Raw genomic sequence first — 14616 nt, 5'->3', positions numbered from 1 at the left:
AGTATAAAATGGAAAATTTTATTGTAACCTTTGCCAGAGGTTTTGGAACCGGCGGAAAGGAAATCGCCTCCATGCTGGCAAAAGACCTTGGGATCCACTGTTATGAAAATCGTATCCTGACACTGGCAAGCCAGATGAGCGGACTGGATGAAAAGCTTTTCCTGGATATCAATGAGCGTATCCGCAGTAACGGAGGATTTACAGGATTTCTTAAAGGGCTGCCCAGATCCAGGCAGTACATTGCGAGAAACGAGAAATTTGTTTCCGATGACCGGTTGTTTGAGTATCAGTCACAGATCATCAGAAATCTGGCAGATCAGGAATCCTGCGTGATCGTCGGTAAATGCGCGGATTATGTCTTAAAGGGCAGAAAAAATGTGGTAAGTATCTATATCGAAGCGCCGCGTGCCTTTTGTCTGGAGCGGACCATGCAGAGGATGAAGGTATCCGCAGATGTGGCAGCAGCTACCATTGAGAACACAGATAAGTACAGGGCGGATTATTATAAATATTATACAAAAGGAAATTACTGGACCAATCCCGTCAATTACGATATGACGCTGAACAGTGAAAAAGTCGGAATTGCAGGATGTGTAAAGATGATCGAAGAATATCTGGTGATGAAGGGTCTGATCACACGGGAACAGATCTTATCAGAACAGATCACAAAAGGGGAGGAAAAGAAATGAAGCTGGAAGAAACAGGACTGACATTTGAGGATATCAAGGAAAAAGTAAATAAATACATGATCGAGACCTATGAGAGAATGGATTTTCTGGCAGAAAGTGCAAAAGACCAGTATATCTACAATGAGAAGGGCGAAAAATATCTGGATTTTTATGCAGGTATCGCAGTAAACTCCGCAGGAAGCTGCAATGAGAAGGTAGTAAAAGCGGTTGTAGACCAGGCACAGACACTGATGCATACCTTCAATTATCCTTATACCATTCCACAGGCACTTCTTGCGGAAAAAGTCTGCACTACCATCGGAATGGACAAGATCTTTTTCCAGAATTCCGGTACAGAGGCAAATGAGGCCATGATCAAAATGGCCAGAAAATACGGAATCGAAAAATACGGTCCCAACCGTTACCATATTGTAACTGCAAAAATGGGCTTCCACGGAAGAACCTTTGGTGCCATGTCCGCAACCGGACAGCCGGGAAACGGATGCCAGGTAGGCTTCGGACCTATGACCTACGGATTTTCCTATGCCCCCTATAATGACCTTGAAGCTTTCAAGGATGCCTGCACAGAGAACACCATAGCCATCATGGTAGAACCGGTACAGGGCGAGGGCGGTGTCCATCCGGCAACGATGGAATTTATGAAGGGACTTCGGGAATTTTGTGATGAGAACGATATGCTCCTTCTTATTGATGAGGTTCAGACAGGCTGGTGCAGAACCGGTAAGGTGATGAGCTATATGCATTACGGGATCAAACCGGATATCGTGTCCATGGCAAAGGCTCTTGGAGGAGGTATGCCGATCGGCGCGATCTGCGCTACAGAGGAAGTGGCAAAAGCTTTCACACCTGGTTCCCACGGAACAACCTTCGGCGGACATCCGGTTTCCTGTGCTGCGGCACTTGCAGAGGTTGGGGAACTTCTTGACAGAGACCTGGCTGGCAATGCGGTAAAGATGGGTACTTATTTTATGGAAAAACTTGCAAAGATCCCTCATGTAAAAGAGGTTCGTGGTCAGGGCCTTCTGGTAGGCGTGGAATTTGATGATGCTATTTACGGTGTGGATGTAAAGCATGGCTGTCTGGACAGCCATCTTCTGATCACTGCAATCGGAGTACATACCATCCGTATGGTACCGCCGCTGATCATTACAGAGGAGGACTGTGATCAGGCGGCTGCCATCATTGAAGAGACAGTAAAAGCACTTTCAGAATAAGCGGAGGAGATGGACAGCATGAAAAGATTTACATTTTCCGTACCGCAGAATATTCTTTTTGGTGAGGGTGTATTAAAGGAGCTTCCCGGGGCAGCCGGGAAGCTTGGAGGAAAACATGGCTTTATCATTTCCGGTCCCACACTGAACAGACTTGGCGTAGTGGGGCAGTGTGAAGAAATCCTTACACAGGCCGGCATTGCAGTCAGCACCTTCTGTGATACAGAAGGAAATCCATCTGTGGAGACTGTGGAACGTGCAGCAGAAGCGTTCCGGGCAAGTGGAGCGGACTTTATTGTTGCACTTGGCGGCGGTTCCCCTATGGATGTGGCAAAAGCTGTCGGTGTTGTGGCAAAATATGGCGGCAGCATCACGGAATATGAAGGGGCAGACAAGGTGCCGGGGGCGATCATCCCGCTGATCGCCATTCCTACAACAGCAGGAACCGGATCTGAGGTGACTGCCTTTTCCGTCATCACGGATCATAAGAGAAATTATAAGCTGACCGTATTTTCTTATGAGCTGATCCCGGCATACGCGCTGCTGGATCCGACACTTCTTACATCTGTTCCGGCATCTGTGGCAGCTGCCTGTGGGGTGGATGCGCTGATCCATGCAGAGGAAGCATACGTTTCTCTGGATGCCTCTCCTTTTTCCGAGGCCATGAGCGAAAAGGCAATGGAACTCATTGGGCGGAGCATCCGGACTTACGTGGCAGACCGCAGTAATAGGGAAGCAGCTTCCGACATGCTGGCAGGCTCTCTTTTTGCAGGGATGGCTTTTTCCTGGGCAAGGCTTGGAAACATCCATGCCATGAGCCATCCGGTCAGTGCCTTTTATAATGTGCCTCACGGCGTGGCAAACGGGATCCTGTTCCCTTACGTTGTGAAATATAATGAAGAAGCAGCCTTTGAAAAATACCGGAAGATCTACAACGATATTTCCACGGAAAAGAAAAGCGCAGAGGAATTTTCCAAAGGAATGCTGGAGCAGGCGGTACGGGAGCTGAATAAACAGCTGGAAATTCCCGCAAAATTATCGGACGTGGGAGTAACCAGAGAGCATTTTTCCCAGATGACAGAGGATGCCATGAAAAGCGGAAACATTGCAGTAAATCCCCGGAAAACAGGCAGCGAGGATATTCTGGCGATTTATGAAGAAGCGTTATAAATGAGCTCCGGAAAGGCAAAGATAGCTGAAATATAAAAACAGAGACCAGAAGTTTCCAAAATTCTGGTCTCTGTTTTTTGTGTGCCCAAAAGAAGCAAAACATAAAAATCTCCCCGGAAAAAAGAAAAATATCCGTATTATCCGGACCAGGATCTTCTGGTATGATGGTATCAGGAAAAGTTTAGGCTGATGGGAGGAGAAACTTTATGGAATATATATTTAAGCAGGCAAAGCCTGTGTGGGGAACGGATCTGAAGACCAGATATAATCAGTTTCTGGGATTTTATGCGGAACTCAAAGAGCACAGAAAGATCAGGATCGCCATTGCGGCAAGAAGTAGCTATCGTTTATTTGTGAATGGGAAATTATATGCCTGTGGGCCGGCACGATGTGCAGATCATTATTGCAGAGTGGATGTACTTAATATCGAGGGCAGTCAGACAGAGGGAGGAGCGGAAAAAAGTTCTGTTGCTGTGGAAATAGCGGCGTTTGATAAAATGGGTAAATACTGCAATGATAATACACTGGAAAAAGGAATTTTTATTGCAGAGATAGAAGATGAGAATGGGAATGTTCTTGCAGCCACAGGAAAAAACGGAGAATTTTTATATCAGGAGCTTGCTTACAGAAGATCAAATGTGGAAACCATGAGCCATTCCAGAGGAATCCTTGAGTGGTATGATCTGAAGCCGGACAGCTATGCCTGGATCCGGGGAAAAGGGAACTGGCAGACACCACAGGAGGTTTCGGAAAAGATCACTTTTCTGGAAAGAAGAGCGCCCTATGCTACGCTGAATTCAATCAGGATCAGTCATTTTATGGGAATCTATGATATGATAGATACAAAAAATGCAGGAGAAGGCTTTGTGCTTCAATTAGCAAGAACCTTTAACCGGGAATGGTATGAACAGCTGCCGGAAGAAAATCAGTTTCTGCAAAAATTGCGGGGACTTGAGGAAAGAGCTTTCAGCGGAAGCTTCAGGCTGAAACAGGATCTTCAGATAAAGCCGGAGACAGGCATAGTCAGCGCGGTGTTTGAACATCCGGTTTCGGAACTGGGATTTGTGGAATTTGATGTCAAAGTTGAAAAAGAGACGATCCTGGATCTGATCAATACGGATCATTTAAGTTACGAAGGCGAACTGAAGGCCAATACCTATGTGACAAGATATAATCTGAAACCGGGCAGTTATCATCTGATCACCTTTGAACCGAAGCTGGTAAGATATCTCCGTTTTCTTTTCCATACAGAAGGAGAGATCCGGCTTGGATGGCCATCTGTTCTGGATGACAGTTATCCGGATCCGGGCATCTGCAGTTTCTTTACAAATGACGGTGATCTGAACCGGATCTATGAAGGCGCAAAACGTACTTTGCGGCTCAGTACACTGGATATTTTTATGGACTGTCCTCAGAGAGAACGAGGCGGCTGGCTTTGTGATTCTACGTTTTCAGCAGAGGCTGCATGGCAGCTGTTTGGAAGCCTCGGAACGGAAAAAGATTTCCTGGAGAATTTTCTGCTGACAGAAAATATGTGGAAGGGATTTTTTCCGGAAGTTTATCCCGGAAGTAAAAAAGATAAAACAGATCCCGGAATCATAAACTGGTCTTACTGGCTTGCCATAGAACTTTGTGACTACTATCAACGTTCCGGAGACCGGGCATTTCTGGAAAAGTTCCGGTGCAGAATAGAAGAATTCGTTAATGGAATGTTATCTCTCAGGGGAAAAACAGGTCTTATAGAAACAGAAAAGGGAGAATTTGTGGACTGGTCTCTGGCAAACCGGGATTTTGCCCTGAAACCCATCAGTATTGCAAATAATTGCCTGGCAGTAAAAGTTCTGGAAAGACTGGGAGAGATCTACGGGCAGCCTTCATGGAAAAAAGCTGCGCAGGATATGCGGGCGATCATAGAAAGGCTGGATGATACGGCAGGTATCTTTGGCGGAGGCGGAGACGGAGCAATCGTGGAAGACGGGAAACTGAAGCGAAACGATTGTCCTTCGGAAGGTGGACGCAGTCTGGAGATCTACAGTGGTTTTCACAGAAACGACAGGATCTATCTCCGGCAGTTTATAAAGACTATGGGCCCCTGTCCGGAATTTCCGGCAAATCCCAATATTGCAGGTTCCAATCTTTTTATTGGATTAATGATACGATTTGCCGTACTGTCGGAACTGGGAGAAACAGAAGAACTGATCCGGGAGCTGAAGCAGGTATATCTGGAGGAACTTAAAGTCGGCTCAGGAACATTTTTTGAAAATATCAATGCAATATCAGGATGCCACGGATTTAACGGAATGGCCGGAGCATTACTGAAAAAAAACATATTGGGATTAGACCAGCCGTCTGAACTGGAAAAGAAGATTCTTTTTGCGCCTCATCCCTGCGGTCTGAGATGGGCAGAGGGAACTTCTCTGTGCAGCGACGGAATGATATTCTGCAAATGGCAGGCAGATTATGAGGAACATGAGCTGAGGATCATCCTGCAGCTGCCACAGGAATGGAAAGCAGAGTTTGTAAGACCTTTTGAGCTTTCCGGGTGGAAAGTCCTGTTAAATGGACATATGGCAGAAATATAAAAAAACATGTGGGCAAGGGAAGGAGCTGTTATGAATAAATTTCATTTTCGAACGATCCGGGGAAGGATGACAGTAAGCTTTGTAGCAGTTTTTCTTATCATTATAGCGTTTATGGGATGCAGTATATATATTTTTACAGGAAGACTCCTGGAAAAAAAGAATGAGCAGTCCTATATAAAGATCCTGGATGCAACCGATGAAGTATTGAATGATAAGGTAACTTCTTATGCTGGCGTATCACGTATGATCCTTGGAGATGAAAAAGTTCAGAAAATCCTGCAGACAAAAGATTCCGGTGTTGGAAGGATCATGGAGCCCTCTCGCTGGTATGGCCTGGAAGCGATAGGAAGTACGTATATTTATAATCTGCAGGATCTGGTCGGAATTTATATTTTTGACAATGATGGAAAATTTTATTATCAGGAGCCGGGAAAAACAAGTTCAGAGGCAGAGCTGGATGCAGATTATGAAAAAATCTCTTCCGCAGACTGGTATCATCAGGCAGAAGAAGCAGCGGGAAAAGAGATCATGTACGGTTATGATGTTTTGGGAAATTCGGAGAATATTATTTCCTGTGTAAAAATACTGAATAAACTGAATACATCTGACAAGATCGGACTTCTGATACTTCAGATCAACAAAAACACCATGCGGAATGTGATCGGCCAGTTTCCCACAGATGGTGATATCTATGTTCTGAAGAATCAGGAACGGATCGTTTATCAGAATGGATATCAGGAGAAGCTGTTTCAGGAAAAACTGGAAGAGATCCTGAAAAATTCGGAAAACAAATATCTGATCACAACGCTGGAATCCGCTCAGGATGACTGGACTCTGATCCATGCAGTTCCCAGGAACTCCGTTTTCCGGGAGGCAGGACAGATGCGGACGATCATTCTCATCGTTGCGGTAGCTGCTGTTATCTTTACGGTAATTCTTTGCGTGACAGAAGCAAGAATGATCACAAAGCCATTGCTGAAGCTAAAAGAGGATATTGCCAGAGTGGGAAGGGGAAAAAGATCTTTTTACCATTCTTACGGGAATGATGAGGTAGGAGTGATCGGTACGGAATTTCAGAATATGGTTATGAAGGAACTGAAACTAAAAGAACAGATATCGAAAGAGGAGCTGTTAAGAAAGGATTCTCAGCTTCAGCTTTTGCAGTCACAGATAAATCCCCATTTTCTGTATAATACATTGGATACGCTGTATTGGATGGCACTGGAAGAAGGAGCAGAGCAGGTGGCAGATCTGACCCAGGCCTTGTCCGAAATCTTCAAGATCAGCTTAAGTGAGGGTGTGGAATTTATTTCCGTGGGAGATGAGATCCGATTTATAGAAGATTACCTGCATATTCAGAATGTCAGATTTGAGAACAAATTTCTGGTAAAGATCCTGGTTGATGAGGAAATCATGGATATGCATATTATCAAACAGATCCTGCAGCCTTTTGTAGAAAACGCAATATATCACGGTCTGGAGCCGAAGATAGGAAAAGGCTGTATCACCATAACAGGAAAAACACAGGAAGATCATCTGATATTTACCGTGGAGGATGACGGCGTGGGCCTTCCGGACGGAGTTGATGTAATGCAGGGATACGCAGTGTCCAATGTATATCAGAGAATACGGCTTCACTATGGAGAAAAGGCGGATATTCAATTTGAAAGCTGTCCTGGTGAAGGAACGACTGTGAAACTTATTTTGCCTGTGGAGGAGGTAAAGAATGTTAAAGATCGCGTTGATCGATGATGAAAAGATCGTGCTCAGGGGGATTGCGGCTCTGACGAAAAAAGAGCCTGGTTTTGAACTGGTGGGAACTGCAGAAAATGGAATTGATGGACTGCAGATGATCCTGGAAACAAAACCGGACATTGTTATGACAGATATCCGAATGCCGGGAATGAGCGGACTTGAGATGATAAAAAAAGCGAAAAAAGAAGTTCCGGAAAGTATCTATATTGTCTTCAGCGGATTTAACGAATTTAAATACGTTAAGGAAGCCATTGGTCTGGGAGTGATCGATTACCTGGAAAAACCGGTTACCGTTCCGAAACTGCGGGAGGTTTTGAAAAAAGCAGGGGATCTTTATAACTACCAGAAAAACTATCAGGAAATGACCAGAAATCTGGAAAAGGCGGACAGGGTCTATGTGGAAAAATTTTTGCGGGATCTGTATGAGAATCCGCAAAAAGAAGAAGAGATCCTGCAGATGATCATGGAGAAAGACGGAAAATTCCGGAATATCCATTCCGTTTGTGTTGCTAAGGTATGTGAGACACAGCGACAGGAAATTGATGATTACAGAGAGATCATTCATAAGATGACCTTTGAAATGATAGAAGGGAATCCGGTAGAGGTATATTCTTTTTATGAAAAAGAATGTCTGATGATCGTATATTTTAATTTTGGTGCCATGGAATTTCCTTTCCGGGAAAAGCTGAAAAAAAAGAAAAAAGAGATAGAGGACAGGGAGGATCTGTTTACGGTGGGATTCAGCCGCACGCATAGAGAAATCTATGAAATCAGTAAAGCTTTCGAGGAGGCAGGCAGTGCCTTGCAATATGCCAGATATCTGGAGATGGAAGAAGCGGTCTGTATTGATGAAGTGGAATATTCAGAACCTCTTCCGGGAGAGCTGAATCAGGACCAAGAATCCCTGGAATTTAATTTCCGCATGGGGCAGTATGAGGAATGTAGAAGGCAGATACAAACCTATATCGGATATTTGAAGAGCATGGATCTGATTCCGGAACTTTTTGTTCGGAAATGTCGGGAATTATTATATCTGCTTCAGAGAATGTTTAATGAAGCAGGAACAGAAAAAGAACAGTATCTGGATATTGATTATCAGGAACTACAGCAGCAGATATCAGAAAGTAAGATCGCGGAATGGACACTGGAACAGACAGAGCTTATTTTTTCCAAAGCAGAAAAATCCAGAGAGGATGATTCCTGCTGGGCTGTGAGAGAGGTTAAGAATTACGTGGAGCATCATTATGCCCAGGGAATCTCCCTGGATGAAGCGGCAGAAAATGTTCATATGAGTAAGACCTATCTCAGTATGCTGTTTAAAAAAGAAGAAGGAATCACATACATCAAATATCTGACAAAGATCCGAATGGAAAAGGCCATGGAATTCCTGCAGAAGGGATATAAAGCAAAAGAAGTCTGTGAAATGGTAGGATATCATGATTATAAGTATTTCAGTACACAGTTTAAAAAGAGTACGGGAATGACGCTGGATAATTATAAAAAATCCCTATAAGCATAAAAAATCCCCCAGGAATCATAAAATCCTCCGGATTTTGGGGAAAGAGTTTTTTCGGTACAATATAATCAGCTTAAGAAATAGCGGAGTGATAAAAAGGAAAAATCAGGAGGATGAACTATGAAGCTGAAAAAAGTTACAGGAAGTCTGATCGCTGCAGCGGCAGCAGTTGCACTTATGGCAGGAGGAACCGTACCGGTATCCGCAGCAAAAAAAGACGCCGGAAAAGAAAAAACCGTGCATTTTCTTACCGCATGGAATGAAGATAAGGATACCACGGCAGTAGTTAAACAGCTGACAGAGGAATATAATGCCACGAATCCGGAAACACCGATCAATCTGGAGATTGAGGTAGTAGCACAGTCAGATATGAACCAGAAGCTTTCCGTACTGGCTGCAAGCAATGATCTGCCGGATCTCTTTGTTACAGGAACACAGGAGTACATCGAAAAATATGTAGATCAGGGAATCCTGAAAAATATTGATGATGTGATCGCTGAGCAGGGGGTTACGTCTATTTCTGATGAAGACAGACAGGCAATCCTGAACCTGACCAAGCTGGATGCTATGTACGTAATGCCTACGAACAAAAACATTGAAGGTATCTGGTATAACAAACAGATCTTTAAAGATAACGGACTAGATGTGCCGAAAACCATGGACGAATTTATGGATGTATGCGCAAAACTCAGTGACGCAGGAATCCAGCCAATGGCAGTGGCTGGAAAAGAACAGTGGCCGCTTACAAGACTGATCGGAGCCTATGCAACGCAGGCAGGTGGAAATGATCTACTTGTAAAAGCAAATGCCGGAGAGGTTTCCTGGAAGGATGATGCATTCCTTGAAGCTTACAAATGGATCGCTGAAATGGGCGAAAAAGGATATATGGGCGAAGGTATGACAACCGTTGATTCCGATACACAGAATTCTCTGTTTACTTCCGGTATGGCAGCAATGTGCTATAATGGCTCCTGGTTTACAGAAAGCCTTAGCAGTGACCAGAATACTCTTGGAGAAAATGTGGGATTTTTTGCCTTTCCTACTGTTAAAGATGGAAAAGGAACTGCAAACACCTATACAACTTCCTACGGAATGTACATGTGTGTAAAAAATGATTCCTATGATGATGCTATGGGTGCATGGCTTGGATACATAATGAAAAACTTTGGAAACAAAGGAATGGAACTTCACAACTGGATCACACCATATGCAACAACAGAAGATTTTGATATGGGTTACTTTACAAAGCTTCTCTCCGATGCAACAGAGTCTGAAGGTGCAGCTTCCGTATGGCCGGAATATGCAATGCCTACCAGTGTGCAGGATGTAGAATATCAGGGCGCACAGATGGTAGCTCTTGGCCAGATGAGTCCGGAAGATTACGGAACATCAATTGATGATGCATGGGCCATGGTACAGTAACAATTATAAAAAAAGAAGGCTGGCGAAAACAGCCAGCTTTCTTTTTTGGGCCTTTTTTCAGGAAAAAGGGAGGAAAGAATGAATAAAGTACTGGGAAATAAAAAAGCGATCGCGTTATTTATATTACCGGCAGTGATCTTGTTTACCTGTCTGGTATTCATTCCGTTGATCTGGTCATTTGTGTATACATTTTTCAGCGGCCAGCCGGGACTGGATTTTAAATTTGCCGGAATGAAAAACTATGCCAGGATCTTTGCAGACAAGACTCTGTGGGTCACAGTGAAAAATAATCTTCTCTATGTGGTAGTTGTCGGTGGAGCACAGATCATTCTTGGATTTCTGATCGCAATGCTGATCAATTTCGGAGTAAAGAAGCATCAGAATCTGGTGAGAACTCTTTTATTTGTTCCGGTTGTACTTCCAGGTGTTGCAGTGGCACAGATGTTTATTAAAATCTATGCGATTACGCCACAGTATGGTCTGCTGAACAGCTTTTTTTCAGCAGTGGGATTGGACAGTCTGGTAAAAGGCTGGATCGGTGATCCGAAGACAGCCATGCTTGCATTGATCATCATGGATATCTGGAAAGCGGTAGGTATGTACATTCTGGTTTTCTATTCGGGAATCATCGAGCTTCCGGAGGATTCTGTGGAAGCGGCGCGAATTGACGGAGCAACAACATGGCAGATTATTACAAAGATTCAGATTCCGCAGCTGAAGCCGGTTTTCAGAATGGCGATTGTTATCTGTATCACGGCATGCTTTAAGGTTTACGATTCTCCGGTTGCTTTAACAGGCGGTGGTCCGGGAACGACAACCATGATGCCATCTATGTATATGTACAATACGGCATTTAATTATGCACAGTTTGGCTATGGAAGTGTTCTGGCAGTGATCATTCTGATCGAATGTGCGATCTTTACCTTTGTGGTGGGACGCATTTTTAAGACAAAAGACGGAGAGTGAGGAGGAAAGTGATGAAAGATAGCAGACATATTGTATCAAGGAGTATCAGCATGATACTGATCGCTGTTTTGCTCATTGCTGCGATCTATCCGGTTTTGTGGCTGATCTTGTGTACTTTTAAAACCCAGACAGAGTTTACGATGAATTCCGCATTTTCGCTGCCCAAGTCCTTTAATTTTGAAAATTATATAAAAGCATGGAATACCGGAAATATGGGAACATCCTTTGTAAACAGTATCATCTGTACAGCAGGTTCCATGCTGCTGATTGTGATCACGGCAGTGCCGTTATCCTTTGCTCTGGCAAAAATGAAATGGAAACACAGATCAAACATCAATGGTTACATCCTTATTGGAATGATGGTTCCGATACAGGTAGCGCTGATCCCTTTATTTACGATCTATAATAAGATTGGATTTACTAACAGCAGAATTGGTCTGATCCTGATCTACACGGCATATTCCCTGCCGCTTTCGGTTACACTTCTGACAGGATTCTTTGAATCTGTGCCAAATGAAATGATAGAAGCGGCGGTTATTGACGGATGCAGTATTTATCAGGTTGTAGGAAAAATCGTATTTCCGCTTATGACAAATTCCATTATGACAGTTCTTACCTTACAGTTTATGTCTTCCTGGAATGACCTGATCTTTTCCCAGACCATGATCTCGAAAACAGAAATGCAGACCATTCCCACAGCGCTGATCATGTTCAACGGTTCTTACGGACAGGTTGACTGGGGGCCTTTGTTTGCGGCAATGGCTATTGCAGTGGTTCCGACACTGGTACTGTATATGTTCCTGAGCAAATTTATGATCCGAGGTCTCACTGCGGGTGCGATCAAAGGATAAATCATACTTTTAGAACGTACAGGAGTAAAAAGCTATGAAAAGCTTTTTGCTCCTGTTTTGGTATAAAAAGAAAATAGGGCAGCAGTGGGGTCTGTTATCTGGGAGAGGTGTAGTGTATAATAGGGAAAGATGCGTTTGAGAAGATTTGTTTTATGAAAAAATAAAGGATGGGATACAGAATGGACTTTCGAATACTGAGATATTTTCTGGCTGTTGCCAGGGAGCAGAGTTTTACAAAAGCAGCAGAGCAGCTGCATATCACACAGCCTACCCTTTCCAGACAGCTGGCAGCTCTGGAGGAGGAACTGGGAGTGAAGCTTCTGGTGCGGTCCGGAAGAAATATCACATTAACAGATCAGGGAATCTTTTTTAAGAGGCGGGCCCAGGAGCTTCTTGATCTGGAAGAACGTAAAGAGAAGAGCTGAAAGGTGAAGATGAGCTTATGGAAGGTACGGTCACAGTAGGCTGCGGAGAGTTTACGGCAGTGGAGGTACTGGCAGAATTCTGCAGGCAGTACAGGGAAAAATATCCGCTGGTTCAGATCGCCATCCATACAGCAACTGCGGATATCACCTATGAAATGATGAACAAAGGTCTTGTGGATGTTGGACTGTTTATGGAACCGGTAAATACGGAAGGACTGGAATATATCCGGATCACAGACAGTGATCACTGGGTAGTAGGACTGCGGCCGGATGATCCTCTTGTGAAAAAGGATTTCATAGAAAAAGAGGATCTTATTGACAAGCCGCTGATCCTGCCGGAGCGTACAGGGGCCAGGAGTCTCCTTGCCAACTGGTTCGGAAAGGATTTCCACAGGCTTCATGTGGCATACACCAGTAATTTGGGAACCAATGCGGGGATCCTGGCATCCAAGGGTGCCGGTTATCCGGTTTCCCTGGAAGGGGCAGGACGTTACTGGCGGGAGGATCTTCTTATCCAGAAAAGACTGTATCCGGAGAGCACTTCCAATACGGTGGTAGCCTGGAGAAGAAACATCCCCAACTCCCCTGTGGTGAATAAATTTATTGAAGAGATCAAGGCGTTTGATGGATGGAAGAACTGAGAGGGAATCCGTTGGATTTACAGAAAAATGGTTTCATGGTATCATAGTTTCAGAAAGAAAAGGATACTGTGAAGCCATTTTTTTAAGAGGGAGAGAAGCTGAATGGGAAGTTATCTGAATCCGGGCGGTGGAATGTTTAAAGCCTGTCTGCGGTCAAAAATCTATGTGGATAAAAGCGGGCTGATCGCAAAAACAAATGAAGTACTGGGAACAGAGCAGCGTTTTGTCTGCGTGAGCAGACCGAGACGATTTGGAAAATCCATGGCTGCCAATATGCTGGCTGCATATTATGGCAGAGGGGAAGATAGTGCAGAACTGTTTTCTGCTCTCAGAATCCATACAGACAAAAGCTTCCGGGAACATCTGAATCAATATGATGTGATCCGGATCAATATGCAGGAATTTTTAAGCGCTGCACCGGATATGGATGAGATGCTGAAGCTTCTTCAGAAGCGTATTCTCAGAGAGCTGAAGATGCAGTATCCGGATTATATCGACAGTGATTATCTGGTCTTTGCCATGCAGGATGTTTTTGCATATACCAGACATCCTTTTGTCATTCTGATCGATGAATGGGATTGTATATTCCGTGAATTTAAACAGAATATGGAAGCACAGAAAAAATATCTGGATTTTCTGCGTGTATGGCTGAAAGATCAGGAATATGTGGCATTAGCTTATATGACCGGAATCCTTCCGGTAAAAAAATATGGTTCCCATTCTGCATTAAATATGTTTACGGAATATTCCATGATCAATCCAAGAGAAATGGCAGAGTTTTTTGGATTTACAGAAGAGGAAGTAAAGGAACTTTGCAGCCGGTATAAACGGAATTTTCAGGAGGCACAGGCATGGTATGATGGATATGAGCTGGTTGCTATAGAAGAGGGAAGAAAGAAGACATATTCCATGTACAGCCCGAAATCTGTGGTGGATGCCATGTTAAGTGGAATTTTTGACAATTACTGGAATCAGACAGAAACCTATGAAGCACTGAAAATTTATATCCGTATGAATTATGATGGCCTGAAAGATGCAGTGATAAGAATGCTGGCAGGCGATAAGGTGCAGATCAATACAGGGACTTTTTCCAACGATATGACAACGTTTCAGGGAAAGGATGATGTACTGACACTTCTGGTACATCTGGGCTACTTAAGCTATCACTGGCCGGACAAAACTGTGGCGATTCCAAATAAAGAAGTGTCGCAGGAGTATGATATAAGCAACTAAATATATTGTAAAAAGGTATTAAATGTGTTTAAATATACTTATGGAGGTATATTGTGAACACATCAAATATCACAAATTATAAACCAAAAGATTTTGCTGGATTATTAGGTGTTTCTGTAAAAACGCTTCAGAGATGGGACAGAGAGGGAATCTTA

General features: G+C 43.8%; 12 protein-coding genes and 1 pseudogene. All 13 read left to right on the top strand.

All coding sequences use genetic code 11. The features are described 5' to 3' along the window. Window positions 1–8: 8 nt before the first annotated feature. On the top strand, window positions 9–689 hold the full coding sequence (locus HFM85_RS11405; protein WP_173738244.1) for a cytidylate kinase-like family protein: 681 nt from the start codon (window positions 9–11) through the stop codon (window positions 687–689). After that, complete coding sequence (locus HFM85_RS11400; RefSeq protein WP_173738243.1) at window positions 686–1903, top strand: aspartate aminotransferase family protein; 1218 nt, start codon at window positions 686–688, stop codon at window positions 1901–1903. The genes HFM85_RS11405 and HFM85_RS11400 overlap by 4 nt, the downstream gene beginning before the upstream one ends. Before the next feature lie 18 nt (window positions 1904–1921). Next, complete coding sequence (locus tag HFM85_RS11395; RefSeq protein WP_173738242.1) at window positions 1922–3070, top strand: iron-containing alcohol dehydrogenase; 1149 nt, start codon at window positions 1922–1924, stop codon at window positions 3068–3070. 206 nt (window positions 3071–3276) lie between these two features. Further along, complete coding sequence (locus tag HFM85_RS11390; protein WP_173738241.1) at window positions 3277–5652, top strand: alpha-L-rhamnosidase-related protein; 2376 nt, start codon at window positions 3277–3279, stop codon at window positions 5650–5652. A 30-nt stretch (window positions 5653–5682) separates the two neighbouring features. Further along, window positions 5683–7404: a cache domain-containing sensor histidine kinase gene (locus HFM85_RS11385; RefSeq protein ID WP_173738240.1), complete on the top strand. Its 1722-nt coding sequence runs from the start codon at window positions 5683–5685 to the stop codon at window positions 7402–7404. After that, on the top strand, window positions 7379–8920 hold the full coding sequence (locus HFM85_RS11380) for a response regulator transcription factor (protein ID WP_173738239.1): 1542 nt from the start codon (window positions 7379–7381) through the stop codon (window positions 8918–8920). The genes HFM85_RS11385 and HFM85_RS11380 overlap by 26 nt, the downstream gene beginning before the upstream one ends. Window positions 8921–9043: 123 nt before the next feature. Continuing rightward, on the top strand, window positions 9044–10345 hold the full coding sequence (locus HFM85_RS11375) for an ABC transporter substrate-binding protein (protein WP_118512811.1): 1302 nt from the start codon (window positions 9044–9046) through the stop codon (window positions 10343–10345). A 78-nt stretch (window positions 10346–10423) separates the two neighbouring features. Continuing rightward, window positions 10424–11311 (top strand): carbohydrate ABC transporter permease, encoded by an 888-nt coding sequence (locus HFM85_RS11370; RefSeq protein WP_118512810.1) that lies wholly within the window; start codon window positions 10424–10426, stop codon window positions 11309–11311. A gap of 11 nt (window positions 11312–11322) precedes the next feature. After that, complete coding sequence (locus HFM85_RS11365; RefSeq protein ID WP_243097118.1) at window positions 11323–12162, top strand: carbohydrate ABC transporter permease; 840 nt, start codon at window positions 11323–11325, stop codon at window positions 12160–12162. Between the two features lie 179 nt (window positions 12163–12341). Then, window positions 12342–13228, top strand: a pseudogene (locus tag HFM85_RS11360) (LysR family transcriptional regulator). After that, window positions 13212–13346, top strand: coding sequence for a hypothetical protein (locus HFM85_RS16435; protein ID WP_274602647.1), 135 nt, complete (start codon window positions 13212–13214; stop codon window positions 13344–13346). Before HFM85_RS11360 ends, HFM85_RS16435 begins: the two are co-directional and overlap by 17 nt. After that, entirely contained in the window at window positions 13331–14461 is a 1131-nt protein-coding gene (locus tag HFM85_RS11355; protein ID WP_173738237.1) for an AAA family ATPase, read from the top strand. The genes HFM85_RS16435 and HFM85_RS11355 overlap by 16 nt, the downstream gene beginning before the upstream one ends. Window positions 14462–14529: 68 nt before the next feature. Next, the coding region (locus HFM85_RS11350; protein WP_330594888.1) for a MerR family DNA-binding transcriptional regulator at window positions 14530–14616 on the top strand (87 nt) is incomplete at its 3' end.

This window comes from Blautia schinkii (assembly GCF_013304825.1).
GTDB lineage: Bacteria > Bacillota > Clostridia > Lachnospirales > Lachnospiraceae > Blautia_A > Blautia_A schinkii_B.
The sequence above is the reverse complement of the archived record's forward strand: the minus strand, read 5'-3'. Positions and strand labels throughout refer to the sequence as shown.

What these genes read in the sequence shown, in the direction of transcription:
- HFM85_RS11375 (WP_118512811.1), top strand. Translation starts at nt 9,044, where the DNA reads ATGAAGCTGAAAAAAGTTACAGGAAGTCTGATCGCTGCAGCGGCAGCA.
- HFM85_RS11395 (WP_173738242.1), top strand. Translation starts at nt 1,922, where the DNA reads ATGAAAAGATTTACATTTTCCGTACCGCAGAATATTCTTTTTGGTGAG.
- HFM85_RS11390 (WP_173738241.1), top strand. Translation starts at nt 3,277, where the DNA reads ATGGAATATATATTTAAGCAGGCAAAGCCTGTGTGGGGAACGGATCTG.
- HFM85_RS16435 (WP_274602647.1), top strand. Translation starts at nt 13,212, where the DNA reads ATGGATGGAAGAACTGAGAGGGAATCCGTTGGATTTACAGAAAAATGG.
- HFM85_RS11405 (WP_173738244.1), top strand. Translation starts at nt 9, where the DNA reads ATGGAAAATTTTATTGTAACCTTTGCCAGAGGTTTTGGAACCGGCGGA.
- HFM85_RS11380 (WP_173738239.1), top strand. Translation starts at nt 7,379, where the DNA reads ATGTTAAAGATCGCGTTGATCGATGATGAAAAGATCGTGCTCAGGGGG.
- HFM85_RS11385 (WP_173738240.1), top strand. Translation starts at nt 5,683, where the DNA reads ATGAATAAATTTCATTTTCGAACGATCCGGGGAAGGATGACAGTAAGC.
- HFM85_RS11355 (WP_173738237.1), top strand. Translation starts at nt 13,331, where the DNA reads ATGGGAAGTTATCTGAATCCGGGCGGTGGAATGTTTAAAGCCTGTCTG.
- HFM85_RS11400 (WP_173738243.1), top strand. Translation starts at nt 686, where the DNA reads ATGAAGCTGGAAGAAACAGGACTGACATTTGAGGATATCAAGGAAAAA.
- HFM85_RS11365 (WP_243097118.1), top strand. Translation starts at nt 11,323, where the DNA reads ATGAAAGATAGCAGACATATTGTATCAAGGAGTATCAGCATGATACTG.
- HFM85_RS11370 (WP_118512810.1), top strand. Translation starts at nt 10,424, where the DNA reads ATGAATAAAGTACTGGGAAATAAAAAAGCGATCGCGTTATTTATATTA.